Below are 24,516 nucleotides of genomic sequence, written 5' to 3'. Positions count from 1 at the left end.
TCTGAAATGCGCGGACCGTCTGCGAGGCGAGCCAACAACGAACGGATGCTGCAAGGCCTTGCACGCTTCCGTTCGATGTCGCTGCTTTGCGCGATGCAGATGGTCTTCCTGCCGGTGTTCAGCGTCCGTCTCCAGGCGCAGACGGCGAACGTCATCGTCCCGGACGGACGCACCGGGACCGCCTTGCACACGTCCGGCAGCGTCACCAACGTCACGACCTCGACGGTGGCGGGTGCGAACGCCTTCAACTCGTTCTCGCAGTTCAACGTCGGGCAGGGCAACACCGTCAATCTGCAGCTGCCTAGGGGTACGCAAAACCTCGTCAACGTCGTCCGCGACGCGCCTGTCTATGTCAACGGCACGCTGAACTCCTACATGAACGGGGCGATCGGGGGTAACGTCTACTTCGCCGATCCCAAGGGCTTTGTCGTCGGCCGCAGCGGCACGGTGAATGTCGGCAGCCTCAACGTCTCGACGCCGACGCGCGAGTTCACCGACAGCCTGATCGGCCCGGGCGGAGCGATCAACGGCACGGCGGTGGGCAATTTGATGGCGGGCTCGTTCCCGGTCTCGCCTGACGGCAATGTCAGGATCTACGGCCGGATCAATGCCGTCGACGGCGTTCGCCTGACCGGGCAGAACGTTCTTGTCGGCGGCGCCAGCCAGCGCGACATCGCCAATCTCGATCATGCCGCGAAGTTCGCAGCCTCGGTCAATTCGAAGGGCCTGCACAGCGCCAGCGCCATCACCGTCAGCAACGGCTCGATCCATATCGGCGCCGTCAACAAGGCGACGGTCAATGGCCGCCTGACGGCGCGCAGCAAGACGACGACACCGAGCAACATCACTGTCACCGCCGGCAACGGCATCGAGGTCGGCAGCGACGCCAGGCTCGTCACGGCGAGCCGAACCGGCGATGCCGGCAACATCACGCTGAAGACCCAGGGCGACCTCACCGTCAAGAGCGGCGCGAAGATCAATGCCAGCTCCGTCAAGGGCAATGGCGGCGTGGTCGACCTCAGCGCCGATGGCAAGTTCGATGTCGGCGACAAGGTGAAGATCAATCTGGCGGCGCCGAACGGCAAGCAGGGCACGCTGGTCCTCGATCCCGTCGACATCGTCATCGGCGGCGCTGGCGATGCCAATGTCAACATGTCGAACGCGACGGTCGCGGCCGCGATCGCGGCGTTGAACGGCACCGGCACCTTCACGCTGCTGGCGAGCAATTCGATCACGATCGAACAGCATGGCCGGGTCGACGCCGGCGCCAGCGGCGTCAACGTCACCTTGAGCGCGCCGACGTTGACCCTGCTGGCCGGCAGTTACGTGCGCGGTGATACGGTATTGCTGAATTCCGGCGCGAACGGCACCATCAACGTCAACGCTGCCGCCAACGGCGGTGCCCAGCTGGTGAGCAACACGGCGCTGCAATTCGTCGCCGCACACCTGATGCTGACCAGCACTGCCACCGCGTTCGTCGGCGACGGCACCGGTTCGGGCAACAGATCCGGATCGGGATTCATCTCGAATGCGACGATTGCCAGGTACGCCGCCGCAATGAACGGGGCGGGCGACCTGACCGTGAGTGCGGCAACCTCCATCACGGTGGACGCCACCGGTATCGTCGACACCCGCGAGATCAGCAACGGCCTTTCCACCGCCAGCTCACTCGGCGTGACGCTGAAGGCGCCGACCATCATCGTTCAGGACGGCGGCCAGATCCTGACCAAGGCGGTCAACGATTCCAACTCGGCCTTCACGACCGGCGACATCACCCTTGATGCCACCAGCGTGCTGACCGGCACCGTTTCGCTGGCAGGTACGCTGGCTGGCGGCGTCACCACGCTCCGGGCCGGCGCCTCGGTCACGCTGGGCACAACGGCCGTCATCGACACCCGCATTCGCGATTCCAATGGTTTTGCCGCCGCGAACTCGCAAAACGTCGTGTTGAACGCCCCGTCGATTACCGCATCGCAGGGCAGTCAAATTCTCGCCGGTGCGGTCAATGCCGACAGCACGACGACCTATGTCGGTGGCAACGTCAGGTTCGACGCGACGAGCTCGTCGAGCGGCGTCGTCGCGGCCAACGGCGCGATTGTCGGCGACAATGTCGACCTCTGGGCCGGTTCAACCGTCAATGTCGGCCCGCAGGCCACGATCGCCGCGTCAGTTCCGTTGGGTACGGCAGCGATTACGCTGCAGGCGCCGAGCATCTCGGTCGCCGCGGGCGCAGCATTTTCGGCGCCGGGCGTCTACGGCGGCGACCCAGTCGCGGGGGCGGTGGTCAACTACAATCTGCAGTCGGCATTCTCGGTCAACGATTCCGCGACGAACGCGACCGTGCAGCAGTACGTCGCCGCGCTCAACGGCAGCGGCAAGATGACATTGTCTTCGACGGTCTCGCTGGCCGTCGGCTCGGCCGGCGCCATCACAGGCGGCAATGTGGACGTCGCGCTGAGCGCACCGTCGATCACGCTCTCCGGCGGCAGCAGCGTCAGCGGCAATGCCGTGTCTCTGCTGGCCGGCAGCGACCTCAATATCGACGCCAGCCGGACCGGCGGCGCCCAGATTTCGTCCGTGACCCCGCTGCACTTGTCCGCGCTCACGTTGAATCTCACCAACAGCGCCGCCGCCGTCGTTGTCGGCGATCCCAGTGCGGATGCCGCAGTCAATCTGACGAATTCCACGATCGCGAATTATCTCGCCGCGGGTTCGATCGGGACGTTCAAGATCTCAGGCGCATCGTCGATCGCGGTCGATGCCAGCGGCATTATCGACCTCCGCCATCAGAGCGGAGGGGTCACCAATGGAGTGTCGGCGAACATCGTCCTTGCCGCGCCGACCATCAGCATTGCCACCGGCGCGTCCATACGTTCGGATGTCGTCAATACCAGCAGCACGTTCTATACGGCCGGCGACATCACGCTGACCTCGTCCAACATCACGGTTGGGGCCGGAACCCTGAACGGCGGTGTCGTGACGTTCAACGACGGACAGAGCGCGATCTATGTCGGGCCGTCCGGCGATACGAACGCCGGCAACGCGGGCTTCCTCTCCAATGCCCAGATCGCGAGCTACCTCGCCGCGCTCGGTGGATCGAGTTCCTTCAGGCTTTCCGCAAGCACCTCGATCTCGATCGACAGCGGCGCCGTCATCGCTGGTGGAAATTCCCGCAATCTGACGTTCTCTGCGCCGACACTTTCCTTCGCGGCCAACAGCACCGTAAGCGGCAACACCGTCCTCCTGAACGCGGGGAGTGCCGGCGTCATCAACATCAATGCCGCCTCCAGCACCGGGGCGCAGATCAGCGCGCAAACGCCGCTGCAAGTGACGGCCTGGCAGATCAACCTGACCAGTGCAGCCGCCATGTTCGTCGGCGATGCGAGCACGTCGACTAACAATTCCGCGGCTGGCTTCATCTCCAACACGACCGTTGCCCGCTATGTCACCGCGATGCACGGCATCGGCACGCTGCAACTGTCGGCCTCGTCCTCGATCGCGGTCGACGGCACCGGCGTCGTTGACGGCACCCCGATGAGCAACAACGTGTCCACCGGAAATTCGGTGAACCTGCTGTTGACTGCGCCGTCGATTACGGTCGCCGCCCTGGGCAAGGTGACGGCGCTCGCGGTCAACAGCGGCACCAGCTACACGTCCGGCACCGTCACCCTGAACGCAGCCGGCAGCGGTTCAGGTCTTGTCAGCGTTGGCGGCACCGTCAAAGGCGGAACGGTTCTGCTCAGTTCCAACCTCATCACGGTTGCGAATGGAGCGACGCTCTCGGCGGGCCCTGGTGGCACCGTGATTTTCGCCTTCGACGAGGATCTGACGGTCAACAGTACGTCGGGCAGCAACGGTACCGGCGGCATCCTGTCGAACAACGTCATCACCAACTATGTCGGCGCCATGAGCGCGGGCACCTTCGCGCTGTCGGCCGGTACCCACGGCCTGACGCTGGCATCGACGGCATCCATCACGGCGGGCAACGGCATCGCGGTCGCCCTGTCGGGCGCCTCGCTGAACGTCGTGACCGGCGCGTCCATCAATGCAGTCACGGTCGGGTTCGGCTTCAACGAGGACAACATTGTCATCGCGGCGAGCAACCCCAACACGCCGAACTACGCATTCGTCAGCAACAGCCAGATCGCGGCGCTCATTCTCGCGTCGGCCAACGCGACCAAGCTGACGATTTCGGCGAACAAGGAGGTCGACGTCGCGGCGTCGGGCATCATCGACACCCGCTTCCTGAATGCCCAGTCTCATTCCACACACAACGCGCTGGGCATCGAACTCGATGCGCCGATCATCAAGGTTGCGACCGGCGCCCAGATCCTGGCCAGGGCGATCAATTCCGGCGGCAGCACTTTTACCGACGGCGACGTCACGCTGTCCGCGGCCTGGAGCACGAGCCTCATCGCCGGCCTCGCAAGTTCGACCACGAGCATTACGGTCGATGCGGCAACGATCACGGGCGGCAACATGACCATCGCCGCGAACTCGTCGGCGTCGTCAAACTTCACCAGCAACGCCTTTGGGTATCTGGCTACGATCGGCATCTTGCTCGCCGGGCTCGGCGTCAATGGCGGTTACGTTGCCGGCGAATCGAACGCAACGGTGGCGATCAACTCACACGCCAATATCTCGGGATCCGGCAACGTCGCGATCACGGCAACGGGGTCCGAGACGGCGGCAGGCCCTGTCATCGCCATTAGCGCGATTTCGCCGTTCGGCGCCTCCGCCGTGGTCGGCAGCGTCAAGGCGAATGTCTCGGTGACCATCGCCGACCAGGCAACGGTCGCCGCCGGTGGATCGCTGAGGATTGCTGCGGCCAACGATGCCATACTGGATGTCTCGGCGCTGACTATCACGACGGCGGGGCAATTCGTCACGACCGCAGCCGTTGGCCTTGCCGACATCCAGACCCAGGCGGTCGTGAACAGTGGCGCTAATATCAGCGCCGGCGCCGGCGGCATCAGCGTCACCGCGCGGAACGGCAACTCGTTCTCGACCAGCGCGACCGCGTTCGCCTTCAACCCGACGAGCGGTTCCGGTGGCGTCGGCGGTGTCGTTGCGGTCAGTAACGTCAGCAGCGTGGCAACAGCGATTCTTGGCGCGAACGTCGGCAGCTTGGGCGTGGCGGCGGCTGGCCCGGTGCAGGTCTCGGCGTTTTCGGATACCAGCAAGAACGCGGTCAGTGCTTCGGTGACGCTAGGACAGCCGGCCCTGGTCGGCGGGATCGTCTCTGGCGTCGCTGGCCTTGGCAAGGTGTCGGCTGGCGTTATCGGCGCGCTGATGTCGCCGCTGGTATCGATCGAGTTTCCGTTGAAGGTCGCAGGCTCGCTGTCCCTTGCCACCAGCAACCAGTCGGCAAATGCCGAGATTACCGCGACCGGCGGCGGCAGTGGTCCGGCGATCTATTCCTCGGGTGACGTCAGCGTGGTCAGCCGGTTGGTCGACGACCGGATCCGCAACAATTCGTCGTCCTCGGTCACGGTCAGCAATCCGAGCAAGCCCGAAGCGGCAACCATCGCCGCGGCGGTTGCCTATGGAACCTACACCAACAATTCGAACGCCTATGTTGGTCAGGGTGTCATTATCACCGCATCACGGATCGCGGTGTCGGCCGATACCCAATTGCCCAACACCAATACCTGGGGCCAGTGGGACGGGCTGAACGAGACACTCAGCCATCTCAACGCGAATTTCGGTGTGGTCAACAACATCGTCACCACCTATGCCGACGCGACCGCGAGCGGCGGGAGCTCGGCCAGCGTTTCCGGCTCATTCGCCTATTTCGGCAATACCGACAACACCACGGCGTGGATCGCGAGCGGCGCGACCCTGACGTCGAACAAGACTACGACAGGTAGCTGGTCGACGCAGGTCGCCGACGGCAGCCAGAACGGCCTGACGGCGAATTTTGCCAGCAACATCACCGTAGCGGCGACAGCGACCAACAACTCGATCAATATCGGCGGCGTGTTCGGACCGTTGGTGCTGTTGCCGGGAGCGGATTCCGGCGGAGTGGCCGCCGGCGGCTCGCTCAACCTCATCATTTCGACCAGCAATACCAACGCCGGCGTTTCCAACGGCGTCACGCTCAGCGCCAAGGACATCGCCGTCACGGCCATCACGACCGACCTGATGTTTGCGATCGCGCCGTCGTCGGGGTCGTCGTCGGGCAGCATCGCGCTCAACGGTCTGACATCGCTCGGCTTCATCAACAACGAAACCCACGCCTCGATCAGTTCGGGTGCCACGGTCACGGCGCCGACGATCAACGTCGAGGCCTACCAGAACATCTCGGTGCTGTCGCTCGCCGGCGCGATCCAGCTCAGCACCACCTCCGGCGTTGGTCTCGCGGTCGCGTACCTCACGGCCAACACGGACACGGCCGCCTATATCGGCGACAATCACAGCGACGTCAGGACGTTCAGCGGCGACGACAGCGGCGCCATGTCGGCTGACGGCGGCAATATCACCAGCAGTGCGCTGACAGTGCTCGCGGCGACTGCCGGCCGCCTGACGGTTGCTTCGGTGGCCGTGGTGGAATCGGATCCGTTTGCCCAAGTGGGCTCCGTGACCAAGGCAAAGTCGATCCTGTCGGGATCAACCGGCGTGTTCGGGACTTCCGTGGCCAGCCAACTTAACCGGGCCGCTGCGGCCGCTGCCTCCAAGTCCGGCAAGTCGCCGAGCTTCAGCATCGATATCGCCGGCAGTTCGGCGGTCTCGCAGACCGCGATCGACACCACGGCCTTTATTTCCGGCGTCACGATCAATCAGGGCAATCCCTACGCGGCTGCCGCTGCGCCGTTCGTGCAGGTTCAGGCGCTGAATTACACCATTCTGGACAACGGTTCCGGCGCCGCCGCGCTCAATCTTGCCGGCGGCAGCAATCCGAGCGCCGCCGTTGACGGCACCATCGCGGTCGCGATGTCACAGAATTCAACGACCGCCTTCATCGCCAACACGACGCTCGGCGACGAAGCCAGCGCCAGCGTCACGGCGCTGACCGGCGGTTCGGAGACCGTTGTCGCTCTCGGGCTGACCGCGACCCGCACCGGTATTGCGGCCTCGGTCGCGGCCTCAGTCGCCCTGATCTCCGACAGCACCACGGCCTATATCGACAATTCGAACATGACCGGTGTTGCGGCGGGAACGTCGAACGCGCTCAACGTCAATGCCTACCAGACCAGCAACATCGCGATCGGCGGTGGCTCCCTGTATGTGTCCGGCAGCTCCAGTAACAGCAGCGGCAGCGTCGGGCTGGCGCTGACTTATGCCGAAATTCGCGATCCCGGCGGGAGTAAGGCCGTCGATGCCCACATCACCAATTCGCAAGTCAACGGCTTCAATACGCTGACCGTGATCGGCGACGAGGCGGCCGTGATTGCGGCCGGCGCGGCTTCGGTCGGACTGGGCGGGAACGGCCTGGCCGGCGCCATCGTGGTCGACGTGATCAGTCCGACGACCACTGCCTACATCAGCGGCAGCACTATTACGATGTCGGCCGGCGGCACCATCACTGTCAGTGCGGAAAGCGTCGACTCCTCCAGTCTCGATGGCGCGCTCGCCATCCTCGTCGAGAGCACGAATAACGGTCAGGCCGCGCATGACAATTGCCCGACCTCGAGCGGCTCGCAGGCTTGCGTCGATTTCAGCGGTGCCGCGCTCAACGGTGGCGTCGGCGCGGGGCCGGGCGCTGCGATCATGTCGGTCGCCGGCATCGTCGAGGCCGGCAAGAACAACGTCGGCGTCGCCATCGTCGCCGATGCCATTTCCACCACGCACTCGGCCTACGTCACCCAGACGCTGATGACTGCGACGACCGGCAACGTGCTGGTGGCGGCGGAAGATTCCTCGAAGATCCAGTCCGTTGCGGTCGGCTTCGGCTTGTCGACCGGGCAGTTCGCCGGGCAGGGTGGCGTCGTCGTCAGCACCATCAGGAACGACGTTTCGGCGGCGATTGGCGACGGCAACTCGACCCCCACCAATACGGTGGTGAACGCCGGCAATGTGACCGTCCAGGCGCGCGACAATTCCGCGATCACCTCGACGGCGGCGGTTGCGGGAGCCTCTACCCAGGGCAGCGCCGGCGGCCTTTCCATCGTCTACAGCGAGATCAGCAACCAGCTCAACGCCAGCGTGACCGGTGCGAAGATCGTCGCCGGCAGCGACGCGACGGTCAGTGCCACCTCGAACGCCACGATCTCGACGGTCGCCGTCGGCGTGGCCTTGTCCTCGCAGATCGGCCTTGCGGGATCGGTCGCGACCAATGTGATGGGCACCAACGTCACCGCCAGCATCACCGGCGGCGCCGATGTGCTCGCGAGCAACAATGTCGGCGTGCTCGCCAACAACACCGATGGCGTCGCCGTGTTCGCCGGCGCTTTCGCCATCTCGAAGGGCGCGGCCGGCGGCGGCGGCTCGATGGTCACCAACTCGATCAACGGCAGCACCTCGGCGTTCATCGGCGGCCAGACCACCTTGGTCGATGCGCTCGGAACCAGCTCGTCGGATACCCTGTCGGTCAACAGCGGAACGCTGACGCACGACTTCAATATCGGCGGCTTCAGCGCGCCGACCGACAATATTCCCGATCTCAGCGAGACGCAGGAATCGGTGAAGGGCCTTGCCGTCGTCGCCAGCTCGCATCAGGCGGTGGTCGCCAACGTCGCAGGTCTCGCCGCAGGAAGCAGCATCGCCATCATGATCAACCCGATCGTGAACGTGATGCAGGGCACGACGAACGCTTATATCGACAAAGCCAGCATCGACACGCGCCTCGCCAATTCGTCGCCGGCGACACAACCGTTCCCGCAAATCGACGTCGCGGCCAGCAGCTTCTCCTATTCGGGCACGTTCGGCGTCGGCGTCGCGGTGGTCACCGGTGGCGGCGGCGTCGGCGGCGGCGCGACCATCGTCAGCACGACGATGGCGCGGAGCACGTATGCCACCATCACCAATGCGACGATCGGCACCATGATTGGCGGCGCGCCCGCGGTCGGCGCGGTCACCGTCAAGGCTAATGCCGAGCAGGACGCATCTTCGATCGCGCTCGGCTTCAACAGCGGTTCGGTCGGGCTCAACGTCTTCAAGGCGACCACCGAGGCCTATGTGGATGGCGGCGCGCTCAACGCCACGTCGCTGTCCGTTCATGCCACCGACAGCACGGGGATCGCTTCGGCCAATGGCAGCGGCGCCTATGGCAGCCAGGCGGCGATCGGTGCCGCGTTCCTGGTCCAGGTCAGCGCCAACAAGACCGAGGCCTATGTCGGCGACGAATTCTTCTATCGCGGTGACAGCACGACGGGGCATACCACCGCGATCACGCTCGCCAGCACCGGAACCCTCGACGTTGCGGCGTCGACCACGGACAATTTCAAGGCCTACTCGGTCGGCGGGGCGGTCTCGAGCGGCACCGCCGCCATCGCCGGGATGGCGAATATCGAGATCGCCAACAACACGACGATCGCGGGACTTTACGACACCAATGTGCAGACAGCGACCGGCGGTACGGTCGGCGCGATTTCGATCAACGGCACCGAAACCGTCGACATCATGGAGATCGCCGGCGCGCTGTCGATCGCGGCGACTGGGGCAGGGGTCGGCGTCGGCGCGGCGGCCAACGTCATCTCCTTCGAGAGTTCGACCGTTGCGGAGGCACGTGGCAGCACCCTGAAATCGTCAGGCACGGTCAGTGTCGTCGGCCAGAGCACGCGAGAGGTCCAGTCCTACGCGGTGACCGCCGGCATCGGTGGGTCGGCCGGACTTGCCGCAACGATCGGCGTCATCAATGTCGGCGTTAATCTCGCCGATGGCGCCGTGTTCGCTCAGCAAATGGGACAGCTCGGCGGCACCCTCGATGCGACCAATTCAGGAACCAATTCCGACCAGGGCGGCAATGCTGTCGCGAGCGGCACGGCCGGCTCTCCGTCGGGCGCGCATGCCAGTTCGAGATACGATGTCAGCGGGGCGCTGAACGGCGGTGCTGACGGCGTGACCGCGCAGATCGACGGTGGCTCAGTCATCGCCAACGAAATCGACGTGGGAGCGACCAGCGCGACCAGCGCACAGATGTTCCTGCTCGGCGCCGGCTTCGGCAAGAATGCCGGCGTCGGTGCCGCGGTCGGCTTTGCCACCGTCGGCAGCAATGTCCTTGCCAGCCTCAATCCCGTCACCGCGGTGGCGCCCACCATCAACGTGCTGGCGACGGTCCAGGATGCGAGCAGTGGCTCGCATCCCGGCCGCACCATCGACATTCAGTCGATCGCCGGTGGTGGCGCGCTTTATTTCGGCGGCGATGCCGCCGTTGCCGAGGGTGAGATCGGCAATGTGGTCACGGCGCAAATCGGCGGGCAGATCTCGGGAACCAACGCCGCCATCAATGTCGGCGCCCGCGACACCTCCTCGCAGCGCGCCCAGACCGAAGGCGCATCGGTCGGCATCGCCGCAATCGGCGCATCGGTTACGACGGCGCAGAAGACCAGCCTGGTGACGGCCCAGGTGCTGCATGGTGCCCAGATCACGGCCGCCTCGCTCGGCGTGAACGCCTCTAACGCCGGCATGCTTTGGGCCTATTCGGTCGCGGTCTCTGGCGGCATCCTGAGCGGCAACGGATCGACCGCCTTTGCGACCGACCTTGCGCACGTCACCACACGGGTCGGATCCAACGCCATCATCACGACCAGCGCCAGCAGCGGCCTGACGCTGAATGCGACCGACACGCCGGATGCGGAGGCGAATGCGCTGGGCGTTGTCGCCGGCGGAGCCGCGGTCGGTGCCTCGGTTGCGACCGCAACCGTCAGCTCCACGGTGACGTCGGAAGTGCTTGGTGGTGCAGCGCTGACGGGTAACGTGAATGTCGCCGCCTACGAGAAAGTCCAGAACGGTGGCAACGCGGCCTATACCAACGCAATCGGTGCCTCCGGCGGCGCTCTTCTCGGGGTTCAGGCAACGGCATCGCTCGCCTCCAACAACTCCAGCGTCGCGGCCACGATCGGTGACAACGTCACTTTGTCCTCCGGAAACGTGACCGTTCTCGCCCAGAACACGACCGGCCAGAGCGCCAATGCCACCGGTATCGCGGCAGGCGGCATCCTGGCGGTTGGCGTGGTGGTGGTGAACGCGACCTCGAGCACCACGACCGTCGCCACGATCGGCGACAACACGGACGCCTCCAACACCGGCGTGATGCAGATTTCAGCCATCGGTGCCGACAACAATTATGCCCATGCGATTTCCGGTAGCGGCGGCACCTTTGCCGGAAACGGCGCCTCGGCGAACACGTCGGATAATTCGACCGTCAATGCCGGCATTGGTAACGGCAACCGCGGCGCCGCACCCTCCGGCTCCGACAACTTCATCTCGGTCGCCTCGCTGGCGATCCTCGCCACCCACACCGACAACTACACGACGATCGCCGATTCGGCGCAGGCCGCGGTCCTCGGGGCCAGCGGCGCGGCCTCGACACACAGCGCCAATTCCGTCGTGACGGCGGGGATCGGCATCAACAATACGATCGGGGTGAGGGGCACCAATCCCGGCCATTGCGACGTCTCGGATTGCGCCCCCGACCTGACCATCGCCGCCAACAACATCTTCAATGAGGTCGGCACCGGTTCCAGCGCCAATGCGGGCGCCGGTGGCGGCATCAACGGCGTCGGCGCCACCAGCGCCATCACGCTCGCGGGCGTTGCGACCGTCAATATCGGCAAGAACACGCACATCACCGCGGGCACCGACACGGTGCTGAACCCGGGCAATGTGAGGATGCTCGCCACCAGCACGATCACCGGCACCGACCGCGTGACCCTGGTCACCGGCGGCGGCATCGAAGGTGCCGGCGTCTCGTCGTCGCTGTCCGCGAATGTCGACAATAACATCAATATCGGCTCGGCGGCGGCGTTCGATGCCGGCGCGCTGACGTCGCCGTCTGCGGCCACGGCCGACCAGGTATGGATCACTTCGTTCGGCACGATCGGAGCCGGCACCTACACCATGTCGTCGGCCAACACCTCGTCCAACGCCAACACCTATGGCGTCGCGTTCGTCGCCGCCGCGGCCTTCGCCAACACTGACATCACCACCAACCAGAACATCGTGGTCGGCTCGTCGGTGCTGACGGCGTTCGACAACATCGATCTCACAGCCGGTCGGAGCCCCGACGGGTCGAGCCCGACCACCATGCAGGATGACGCGTCTGCGATCAGCTTCGCGAGGGGACTCATCGCGGTGCCGGACGCGCGCGCGTCCTCGACGCTCACCAACAACACCAGCGTCACGATCGCGGCCGGCGCATCGGTCAACAGCGGCCAGAACATCATCGCCGGCGGCTATGCCGGCGTGGTGAACGCGACCGCGACCGGCAGCGGCCACGGCTACGAGCTCGGATTCATTCCTGCCAGCGACGGCCACAGCGACCCCAGCAACAACGCCCATGCCGAGCTGACGGTCAGCGGTGCGCTGACGGCCGGGATCTACAACTCTCTGCTGATCACCATTTCCTGCGACTACAGCGCCAGCTGTCTCAGCGTGGCGCCTGGCGGCGCGCCGTTCAGCTTCAGCTACACCAATGCCTTCGACGGCACCACGCTGATCAACAGCCATTTCGACCAGGAGGTCCGCCACACCCTGCTCGCCGGGCTGAGCACGTCGGGGAACGCGTTCGCACTGGGTCAGCTGTTTGCTTCGGGTGGCACCGTCACCCTGAACGCCGACCACATCACCGGCAGTGGCACCGTCACCGCCAGGGGCGCGCCGACGATCTCGGTGAACAACCAGAGCGACGCTAATCTGATTCTCACAGGCGCCTATATCGGCATCGCTGCGGCGGGCGACATCTTCTTCACGGGCGCGGCGAGCGGCTTCGCGAGCGGATCGACGGCGACGCTTCACGCCAACGCGAACACCAGCGGGATCGCCACGATCGCGATCAACAACTCGTACAATCCGCCAAACTACGATCTAAGCGTCAACGGTCCGACGCTGCTGATCCTCGGCGACGTCACCAACGTCAACGGCCTCGTCACCGTGAACAACACGCTCGGATCCTACGGACTGTCGGCCAATCTGACCGGCCAGCAGGTCCAGATCACCGTGCCGAACGGCGCGGTTGCGGTCTCGGCGAATGATGATTCGGGCATGTATATCGCTGGCGGCTCGCCATTCTCGGAATGGTCGAGCTTCATGGTGTTCCCGGGTGGCAACCCCGCGAGCGGCGCGCCGGTCGGCAACATCGCAGCCGCGGTTTTGGCAAATACGTTGTATCCGGACGCCACTAGCGCTGCCGCGCTGAACAGGGACCTCTACGGCGAAGTCGGCGACCACCCGCCGGGCAATATCAGCATGATCCTGTTCGGCAACTGCATCATGTATTCCGGCAATGGTAATTGCATCCAGTTCCACGACCGGTACACGTCCAATTGGAACGGGGCCGTCAGCCAGTCGCAGAATTACGATTTCAACGTTAACAACTCCGACGCGATGCAGCCGTACATCACGTACTTCCAGCCGCTGACCAAGTCGACCGATGCGAGCCTGAGCGTCTCCCAGCAATATGCGCAGGCGAACCTGAGCGGCAGCCTCGCGAGCTTCCAGATCTACGGCTCCCAGGTCGCAATCAAGGCCAGCATCATCGACGTCAACGGCAGGATCACGGCCGGACGCCAGACCAATTACAGCATCAACCTGGACTCGAGCCTGTCCGCGCCCGCGGTCGTCACCACGACGACGACGGCCGTCGGCAACGACAACTCGTTCGGCTGCATGTTCTTCCAAACCGGCTGCGCGACGACGGTGACGAACACGAGCGTCTCGGGCGGATCCATTTCCGTGTTCGAGTACAATTATCAGCAGGCCATCCTGACCAATCCGACCGTCAACGCGCTGATGACGCTGGTCACAGATCAGTTCGGCGCCCCGCTGGCGACCTACAATGCCGCAACCAACCAAATCACCGTCGCCAACATCAACGCGTCGTCTGGCGGCGGCAGCGTGCTGCTCGACGGCAAGATCATCAGCACCAACCAGCTCGGCAACATTCACGTCAACGGCGGCTACGGCAGCGTCAGCATCAACAACCAGACCGGCCTCGACCTCGTGGTCAAGGGCGTCAACACCGGCAACACGGCTGCGGCCGCAGCGTTGACCAGCACCGTGACCCTGGTCGATCGCAATATCACGTCCGGCAACAACACTTCGACCTACGTCTATTCGCCGGCGACCAACGCCATCAACCTCTACAAGACCGCGAACGGCGCGCCACCCGTCACCAGTGCCGGCTGTACTGCGGCCAATAACTGCTCCACGACCTCTGGATCGGACGGATATTACGATCCGGTTTCGGGGCTGCGCTTCCAGTGGATGCAACAGGCCTCGATCCGTCGTGGCACTCTGACCACCGATCCGATCACCCACGTGGTCACGAACGTCATCGGGGCCTACTCGGACTGGGAATTCACCGGCGACGTCAATCAGCCGTGGTCATACGTCGCGGCGAACGGCACGCTGTCATCGACCCCGCAGGGACAGATCACGACGGGCAATTCCACGAGCTTGCCGGTATTCCAGGAGACCATCACCGGGAGGGTGGATCATTACGCCCAGACCAACGTCCAATATGGCAATTGTGACGGGCACACCTGCAGCTATTTCTTCTATCAGAACGGTAGCAACTACGCCGACTGGAACTACAATCTGGCGGACCAGGGCACGCTGACCCTCACCTCGTCGGTGAAGGCGGACAACCGGTTCGGGATCAATTTCGGCGGCAACGCCAGCGGCACGGTGAACATCGCCTCGAACGGCAACGTGATTTTCACCGGCGGCATCGTCAATCCGAACGGCGCGCTGTCGGTGAGCTCGTCCTCGCAGCAGCAGCTCTTCAACACGACGACCGGCGGCAGCATCTCGCAGACCTCGACCGGCTCGATCCTGACGCAGAGCGCTAGCTTCACTGCCTCGGGAGCCATTGGTTCGAAGGCGGCCCCGATCAACGCGACGTTGTCCAATACCGGATCGGCACCGGGTGCCCTGTCGGCGCAGGCGGGCGTCGGCGGCGTCTACCTGAACCTTGGTTCGGGCGCGACGCTCGGGCAGGTGTCGTCGGGCAACAGCAACACCGGCTTCGGCGACGTCGACATCACCGCGACGGGCGATCTGATCGCGGGGGCTAATGCGCAGGTCACCGGCCGCAACATCTCGTTGATCAGCACGCTCGGTGCCGTCGGTTCGACCAGCAATCCGCTCTCGATCAGCGCCAACGCGTCGCAGCAGGCCGACGGCTCGTATAGCGGCGGCATCGTCAACGTCGTCGCCCATGGCGACATCGGCCTGACCCAGACGGCAGCGTCCTCGGCCTATTCCAGCGATCTCAGGGTCGGCCTGATCGCGTCGGCGAGCGGCGACGTGCTGCTGAACGTGCCCTATGGCACGATCCGCGACGCGAGCGGGCAGACCGCGTCGCAAACGCTGACATCGGCGCAGGTCGCGGCGGTCTCCTCGGCCTTGCACCTGACTGCGCTCGATGGTGCCAACGATACCGCGCTTGCGAGCGTGATTGCGTTCTCCAATACGGTGAACCGCGATCTCGTGGCCTATAGCGTGCTGCTGCAGCATGGCACGATCCAGGCCGGTTCGGCGCCGCTGAACGCGTCCGGAATCGCGCATCTGGCCGTCGGTGTGCTGAGCTCGACCGATTACGCCACGTTCCAGAGCCTCACAGCCGCAGCCAATGCCACGATCGGATCGGACGGCACCCTGACCCTGACGGCGAACGGCATCAGCCAGTTCAGGGCGGCGGCGGCCACCGCACTCGGCATCGCCAACCCGACATCGGCGCAGATCCAGAGCTACGCCAACAGCCAGTACCAGGCCTTTGCAACGGCGATCCAGAGCTACGCCAATGCGCAGGGCACTTACGTGCTGGCGAGCGACCTCGCGTCGATCGCGACCTATGCGCCGACGGCCCTGTCGGCTGCGGACTATGTGACGTTCCAGACGTTGACCTCGAACGGTGCGACCCTCGGCACTGCCGGCGTTCTGACCTTGACCGCGGCCGGCGTTGCCGCGAACGCCTCGGCGGCGCTGGGATCGACGGCTTACACCGCGTTCCGGACACTGACCTCGAGCGGCAACGCCACGTTCAGCGGCAACACCCTCGTGCTGACCGCGGCGGGCCTCTCCGCCTATGCCTCGTCCGCACTCGGAGCTGCGTCTCCGGGCTACACCGCGTTCCAGAACCTGACCTCGGCCACGAACGGATCCGTCAGCGGCGGCGTGCTCACGCTGAACGCGACTGGCATCGCCTTCTTCACCGCAGCCGCGGCCGCGGCGCTCAATGTTGCCTCGCCGACGGCAGGGCAAGTGCAGGCTTATGCCAATGCGCAATACCAGGCCTATGCGCAGAACATCCGGGCCTACGCCAATGGCCAATACCAGGGCTATGCGCAGACGACGCAGACTTACGCCAACACGGCCTATCAGGGCTTGAAGACCACTATTCAGGCCTACGCGCCGACGCTGTACCTGCCGATCGCCACCGTGTTCGGACAAGCCTACGGGTCGAACTGGAAGACCAATTCGCAGGTCGCAAACTATGCGGCGAATTCGTCGGCACTACTGACGCTCAACACCTATGGCAGCGTCGTCAATGGCGTGTTCACGCTGGGCACCGGCGCGATCGGCGACGCCGCCGTCGCCAACTACGCGTCCGCCGGGCTGACGTCGACGCAATACGGCCTGTTCCAGACCCTGACGTCCGCGCAGAACAGCTCGGTCAGCAATGGCGTTCTCACGCTGACGGCAGCCGGCGTTGCGTATTATGCGTCGTCCGCGCTCGGATCGGGCTCCGCCAATTACACGACGTTCCAGGCGCTGACCGCGAACGGCTCGACCGTCAGCATCGCCGGCGTTCTGACCTTGACCGCGGCCGGCGTTGCGGCGAACGCCTCGGCGGCGCTCGGGTCGACGGCCTACACCGCCTTCCAGGCGCTGACCTCGAACACCAACGCCACGGTCAGCGGCAACACCCTCGTGCTGACCTCGGCGGGCCTGTCCGCTTACGCCTCGGCCGCGCTCGGATCGGCGTCCGCCGGCTACACCGCGTTCCAGAACCTTTCCTCGGCCGCCAACGGATCCGTCAGCAATGGCGTGCTCACGCTGACCCCGGCCGGCGTCACCTTCTTCACCGCCGCCGCAGCCGCGGCGCTGCATGTTACCTCGCCGTCACAGGCGCAGGTTCAGGCCTATGCCAATGCGCAGTACCAGGCTTACGCGCAGAGCATCCAGACCTACGCCAATGGCCAGTACCAGGGCTATGCGCAGACGATCCAGATCTACGCCGGCGCCAAGTACCAGACCTTTGCGCAGACCATCCAGACTTACGCCAACGGCCAATATCAGGGTTATGCGGGGACCATCCAGACCTACGCCACCGGCCTGTACCAGCCGCTGCAGACGGCCACGACGTTCAATGCCACGCCTGCGGTCGCGTTCTCGCTGCTGAGCGCCAGCGGCTCGCTGCAGAACGGCACCTTCGTGCTGACCAACAGCGGCATCCTGAGCTACGCAAAGAGCGCGCTGTCGAGCACCAACTACGCCCAGTTCGCCAACCTGCTCAGCAACGGCAGCTTGAGCGGCGGCACGTTCCAGCTCACGACCAACGGCGTCTCCTCGCTGGCCCAGACGGCGCTGACGCAGGACTACCAGAACTTCCAGACGCTCTACACCAACGGCTCTCTGGTGAACGGGGTCTGGACGCTGACGGCCGCGGGCATCGCAGCCTTCCGTCAGGCGGCAGCGACGACACAAAATCCGAACCCGACCGACGCGCAGGTGCAGGCCTATGCCAATGCGCTGTACCAGTCCTATGCGGCGAACATCAACGGCGCGGCCAACGTGCAGTATCAGGGCTACCTGACGTCGATCTCGACCGCGGCAAGCACGGCGTACCGGAACTTCGCCGCCGAATTGCTGGCGCAATACAATCAGTACAACCCCAACAACCCGATCGCGATCACCGATCTGCTCGGATCGACGGCGACATACACCGCCGCCAATGCGATGCAGTTCCTGCAGACCTTTGCGTTCCTGCTCCCTACCGCTGATAGGACGACGTTTGCGAGCCTGATGGCGCTCGGGCAGATTCAGAACGGCACCTTCGTGCTCAACAACGTCGCGTCCTATGCCCAGACCGGACTGAGCGCCACCAACTTCAGTGCGTACACCGCGCTGCTGGCCTCCGGCACGTTGTCGAACGGTGTGCTCTCCCTGTCGCCGGCTGGCTTGAACGGCATGGCGCAGGCCCAGCTGACGCCGAACTACCAGTCCTACGTCAATCTCACCTCCAACGGCTCGTTGCAGAGCGGTAACTTCGTCTTCAGCAACGCGGGCGTGTTCGCCAACGCGCAGGCCGGCGTGACCGCCGCCTATAATTCGTTCCAGCAGTTGATGACCAACGGCTCGGTCGTCAACGGCGTGTTCACGCTGTCGAGCAGCGGCCTGTCGGCCTACACGCCGATTGCCGCGGCGGCGCTGGGCATCGCCAACCCGACGGCGCTGCAGGTGCAGACCTACGCCAACCAGCAGTACCAGAACTCGCTGTTCAGCAGCGCCAACCCGATCTACCAGTCGTACGCACAGTCGATCAGCTCCGGCGCCCAGGGACAGTACACGGATCTGGCCCACAAGGTCTTCGTTTACCTGCAGCAACATGATCAGCAGGGCTGCAGTGGCTTTGGCGGCTGTTCGGGCCCGATCCTGGCTCCGGGGCAGACCTCCGCCACCGATGCCCAGGTTGCGCAATATGCCAGTCAGGCGCTGTTCGGCACTGACCTGCAGAACTATCAGACGCTCACCGCCAACGGCACGGTCGCCAATGGCGTGCTGACGCTGAATGCGGCCGGTCTCGCGCCGGTGTCCGCGCAGGTGCTTTCCGCGCCGCTCGCGACCGCCTTCAGCTCGCTCCTGAGCACGGGCTCGCTGCAAGGCGGACAGTTCGTGCTCAGCTCGGCGGCCGTTTTGCAGAATCTTCAGACGTTGGCGACCGGCGGCAGCGCGGCGTCCGGGCTGTTCCAGTTCAACACCGCCGGCATCCTGGCCAATGCGTCGACGGCGCTGGGCAGCAATCCCTTGCAGCAGCTTCTGGCGAGCGGCTCGGTCCAGACCACGACGGTGAACGGGGTCTCGACCCCGAGCTTCGTTCTCAGCGATCCCGGCGTGTCCTATTATGCTGCGGCGGCGCTGACGGCCGCGAACTACCTGACGTTCCAGGGGCTGACCGCGAGCGCCAATGGTGAGGTCGTCAACGGCGTGCTGACGCTGTCCGCCGCGGGCATCGCGCAATTCTCGGCGGCGACGGCTGCGGCGCTGCACCTGGGCACGACGGCTCCGACGGCGGCACAGGTTCAGGCCTATGCCAACAGCCAGTACCAGGGCTTCGCGACCACCATCAAGACCTACGCCAATTCGCAGTATCAGAGCTACGGCAGCACGTTCTCGTCCTACGCCAACGGTCAGTACCAGCCGTTGCAGCAGGAGGTGCTGAACTACGCCGCGAACAACCTCAATATCGTGGTTGACCTGCCGAGCGGCACATACCGCACCAGCTTCGATTTCAGCGGGACTTGCCAGTACAATAATTGCTCCGCGCCGGCGCCGATCACCAATGCGGTTCTGGCCGACTGGGCGCAGCAGGCGCACTCGGGCACGAACGTCAACAATCCATTCGGCAACGGCTTTGGCACGATATCGACCGCGGACTACAACAGCTTCACCGCGATGCTCGGGCAGGGCACCGTGCAGAACGGAACGCTGACGCTGAATTCGGCGGCGCTGCAAAGCTACTACTCGAACCCGGCGTCGACCTCGTCGATCCTGAATCAGTCCTATCAGGTGTTCCAGGCGATCGTCGGGGCGGGTAACAGCACGATCCAGAACGGCACGCTGACGCTGACCTCGGCCGGCATCACCAACGTTGCGGCCGCCGCTGCAGCCTTCCTCGGATATAATCCGACCAATGCGCAGGTGCAGGCCTTCGCAGCGCAGTCCTATGTGAGCGATCTGGCTTCGATCCAGGGTTACGCCGCGACCCAGTACCAGTCCTACGCAACGTCGATCAGCACCTACGGCAACACCCAGTATCAGGGCCTCGTCCAGACCATCCAGAACTACGCCAGCACACAGTACCAGGCGAACGTGACGACGATCCAGGCCTACGGCAATTCGCAGTACCAGGCCCTCACGGTCAACGGCACGCCGCAGGTGAGCACCGGCATCCTCAGCCTGGTGGCCAACTCGGTCTACTCGACGGGACAGATCGTCTCCACGCTGAGCAATGCCGCGTTGCTGCCCTCGGCAGGGACCGTGGGCACCAATGTCACGGCCAGCGTTGTCGGCCGTAACGTCACGCTGAATGCCGGCAACAGCGTCGGCAGCACGGCGCCCAGCGTCTCGATCGGCCTGACCGATCTGAAGGACGGCACGATCACGACGACACAGCAGGCCGCGCTGTCGGTTGCGACCACGCCGGGTTCGATCACGTTCAGCGCGACGGTCAGCAACCAGGTTCTGGCCGGGATCGACCTCGCTCATCTTCCGGCCGGCGTCACCGTCAACGGAAACACGCTCAGCGGCCTGACGCTCGGCAACCTGCCGAGCGGCGTCACGGTCAACGATCTGAACTCCGTCGAGCTGGCGCAGACGGCGCCGCTCTACGTCAACGCCAGCGGCACCTTCAACGCGACGGCGGGTACAGCGCTGTACGTCCAAGCGGCCGCGAGTGAGGGACATCCGGTCGCGAGCCTGACGGTCGGTCAGATCACGGCCGGCGGCGATGTCACCCTGCTGGCGCCGCAGAGCATTCTGGCGGCGACCAATTCCTCCGGCGCGGCGCTGTATGCCAACCAGGTGGTGATCAATCCGGTCAACGGTGCGATCGGCAACCTGACGATGGCCGCCACGAACGCGATCGGTTCGGCCGCCAACGCGTTCACCTATCAGATCAACGGCAAGCTGGTCTCGGCGCAGGCCGGCACCGACGCCTATCTGACTGCAACCGGTGGCGACGCCATCTTCGGCAAGGTGTTTGCCACGAACACCGTCTCGCTCACCGCGACCAACGGCAATATCGACAGCTATCTGGCGGGTGTCACGATGGCCGCCAGCAACATCATCCTCAACGCGTCGGGCGATGTCGGAACACAGAACACACCGTTCACGGTTCAGGTCGGCGCCACCGGCCTGTTGAGCGGTACGATCGCCGGATCCGGCTTCTTCTATAGCCCGACGCTGGCGACACAGAATCCGGTGTCGCTCAACGTCGGCAACCTGACAGCCGCGAACGGACTGACACTGATCAGCGATGCCGGCATCTCGTTCAGCGGCGCCGCGGGTTCGTCGCAGGGATCGGTCACGGTCTGCTCTGGACCGTGCCTGACCGGTTCGACCGCGGTCGGCGGATCGATCACGATGAGTGCGAATGCCTCGATCCTGACAGGACAATCGATCAGCCTGACCGCGCCCGGCGACATCGTGCTCGGCGAGCTGATCTCGACCGCCAGCCCGTCCTCGACCGCGACCGTCATCACGGTCAACAGCACCGGCGGCACCATCACGGCGAACGGCGATGGTCACACCAACCTCACGGCGACGGCGGCGAACGCCGAAGCGTCGCTCGCCGCAAACAGCGTGGGCACCTCGAGCCAGAGGCTCAGCGCCAATGCGTCGCTGCTGACGGCGACCGCCTCTACTGCAGGCATCTATCTGAGCTCGGTCGCCGATCTCGATGCGGTCGAGCTGTCGGCAATCCACGGGTCGGTCGATATCGTCTCGAGCGGCAAGCTGACGCTCGACAACGTCCTGGCGGGCACGGCCATCGGCGCGAGCGGTACCATCACCGCCAAAACGCTGACGCATACCGGCGACGTCGTCATTGGGACCGCGACGAGCCGTGGCTACATGACGGTCGACAGCGCCGGCGCCCTTCGCTTCACGCAGCTTGGCACCACGGCTGGAGCCATCGGGCTGACCGCCTACGCCGCCGTGAACGGCGGAACGCTCGATGCGGCGGCTGGGCTCGGCGTCACCTCGACGACCGACAGCATCACGCTGGCGTCAGCGAGCAGCGGCGGCTCGCAGTCGATCCGGGCCAACCAGAACGTCACCTTCAATAGCCTGACCGCGACGGGTATCACCGGCGATGCCGGCAACATCACGGTCGTCGCCAGCAACGGCTTCGTGCTGGCGCAGACGGTGCCTGCGAACGGGACGGCGACGCTAGGTTCGGTCGTGGCCAACGGCTCGGCCTCGTTGACCGCAGGCACGACCAACACGGGCAGGGTGCTGACGGCCACCACTGGGTCGGCCTCGATCACCGGCGGTGGCCTGGTCGATTGGACCTCGCTCACGGCCGCAACGACGCTGGGTGTGACCTCGACGGCCGACAGCATCACGCTGGCGTCAGCGAGCAGCGGCGGCTCGCAGTCGATCCGGGCCAACCAGAACGTCACCTTCAATAGCCTGACCGCGACCGGCATCACCGGCGATGCCGGCAACATCACGGTCGTCGCCAGCAACGGCTTCGTGCTGGCGCAGACGGTGCCTGCGAACGGGACGGCAACGCTAGGCTCGGTCGTGGCCAACGGCTCGGCTTCGTTGACATCAGGGACGACCAACACGGGCAGGGTGCTGACGGCCACCACTGGGTCGGCCTCGATCACCGGCGGTGGCCTAGTCGATTGGACCTCGCTCACGACCGCAACGACGCTGGGTGTGACCTCGACGGCCGACAGCATCACGCTGGCGTCCGCCAGCAGCGGCGGTGCGCAGACGATTCATGCGAGGCGGGATGTCACCTTCAATAGCCTGACCGCGACCGGCATCACCGGCGACGTGGGCAACATCAACGTCACCGCCGACCAGGGCTTCATCCTGGCGCAGACGGTGACGTCGGGCGGCGTGACGACGCAGGGCTCGGTCACGGCCCATGGCTCGGCGGCGCTCGTTGCCGGTACGACCATCACAGGCAATACGCTTGCGGCAACGACCGGCTCGGGCCTGCTGACCGCAGGCGGTCCGATCAACTGGAACGGTCTCAACGTCGGCACGACGCTCGGTGCGACAGCGAGCCAGGGCAGCATCGCCGTCCAGACCGCTCAGAGCGGCGGGACGCAGACCATCCACGCCCATGACGCCGTGACGTTCAACGCACTGACGGCCACCGGCATCACCGGCGACGGCGGCAACATCAACGTCACCGCCGACCACGGCTTCATCCTGGCGCAGACAGTGACGTCGGGCGGCGTGACGCAAGGCTCCGTGGCAGCCCATGGCTCGGCAACGCTGATCGCGGCATTGTCCAACACCGGGCACAATCTCACGACGACCACAGGCGATGCGATCCTGCGCGGCACGGTGGTCCGCTGGGACAACCTCAACGTCGGCGGCTCGCTCGGTATCAGCGCGACATCAGGCGGCATCAATCTCGGAACGGCCGTCAGCGGCGGCACGCAGACGCTGCACGCCGTGACCGACATCGTCTTTAACCAGCTCACCACCACCGGAATCCCGGGCGATGCCGGCGACATCAACCTCACGTCCGACACCGGCGCGCTTCGCGGCGGATCGATCAGCGCCAACGGCGATACGCATTTCGACACAGCCGGCCCGATCGCGCTCGACCGTATCAGGGGCAGCACGATCAAGCTGTCCTCGCGCGGCGACCTGACGATCGGCTTCGTCAGCGTGGTGAGGGAACTCGACCTCGCCGCCAACACCATCAACGTCAAGGGCGAGCAGATCCGCTCGACGCCGCCCATTCCGCTGATCATGAACGTGACCGGCTACAACGGCGGGACGGCGACATCGGCCAACATCTCGCTCGATCCGGACAGCATCATGATCAATCAGTTCAAGGTGGTGGATGCCAACTTCCTGACCGATGCGCGCGCGGTGTCGATCCTGAACGGCTATGTGCCGGGTCAGCTCATTCTCATCACGGCGACCGAGCAGGTGCTGCTGAACAACCGGTCGCCGGCGCCGACCAACTGGCCCTCGCTGCAGCTCTACCAGCCGGGCGGCGTCTTCACGATGAGCCAGGTCGCAAACGCCAATGTCAGCAACGCCTATGTGGTGTTCTACAGCGGCGACATGTCGGCGACGGTTACCAATTATGGGGCAACCCACACCTGCTGCACCGACTACACCGGCGCCAGCATGATGCGGAACATTGCGGTCGACGGCGAGGGCTATGAGAGCATCGACACCTGGTTGGCGCAGAAGAGCGTGGGGACGTTCTACCAGCTCGGTCTCTCCGGCCATGCGCGGCTCGACGCATTGCTGTCGCCGCGTCCGGTCGAGACCATCGGGTCCGGTCCTGCAGTGAACATCGAGGGGCTCAGCGACATGCGCAAGCTGCGCCGCCACGGGCAGCGCACGGGGCGCCCAGGCTGGAAAGATGCCGCAGCTGGTGTCGTGACGAAGCCGGCGACAAGCCGTCTTGCGGAGGCGTGGTAGGTC

General features: G+C 65.0%; 1 protein-coding gene. It reads left to right on the top strand.

The features are described 5' to 3' along the window. Positions 1 to 6: 6 nt before the first annotated feature. Entirely contained in the window at positions 7 to 24,513 is a 24,507-nt protein-coding gene (locus L6639_RS04285) for a leukotoxin LktA family filamentous adhesin (protein ID WP_237859133.1), read from the top strand. The last annotated feature ends 3 nt before the right edge of the window (positions 24,514 to 24,516 follow it).

Source organism: Bradyrhizobium zhengyangense, from assembly GCF_022012555.1.
Lineage (GTDB): Bacteria > Pseudomonadota > Alphaproteobacteria > Rhizobiales > Xanthobacteraceae > Bradyrhizobium > Bradyrhizobium zhengyangense.
Note: the sequence above shows the minus strand (reverse complement) of the source record. Positions and strands in the feature narration are given on the sequence as shown.